General features: G+C 81.7%; 1 protein-coding gene. It reads left to right on the forward strand.

Annotation, left to right across the window (positions count from 1 at the left end):
- Positions 1 to 366: tetratricopeptide repeat protein (locus E2C05_RS32580; protein ID WP_158292516.1), on the forward strand; the 366-nt coding region annotated here is incomplete at both ends.

Raw genomic sequence — 366 nt, forward strand, 5'->3', positions numbered from 1 at the left:
GGCTGGCGCCGGCGCGGCTCGGCCTCGGCCATCTCGCCCGCGGCCGCGGCGACCATGCGGCGGCGCTGGCGGAATTCGCGGCCGCCGCCGCGGCGGCACCGCGCGATCCCTGGCCGCGGATCGAGGCCGCCACCAGCTTGCGCCAGCTGCGCCGCTTCGCCGAGGCGGAGGCCGAATGCGCAGCGGCGCTGGAATTGCGGCCGGGCGAGGTGCAGGCGCTGCTCGGCCTCGGCCATGCCGCGCGCGGCCGCGGCGACCTGGCCGGCGCCCTGCGGCACTACCGCGCCGCCGTGGCGGCGGGCGGGCCGCGCAACCCCTGGCCGCGGCTGGAGCTGGCCATGGCGCTGCGCGCCCTGGACCGGCCCA

The sequence above is a fragment of the Paracraurococcus ruber genome (assembly GCF_004353985.1).
GTDB lineage: Bacteria > Pseudomonadota > Alphaproteobacteria > Acetobacterales > Acetobacteraceae > Paracraurococcus > Paracraurococcus ruber.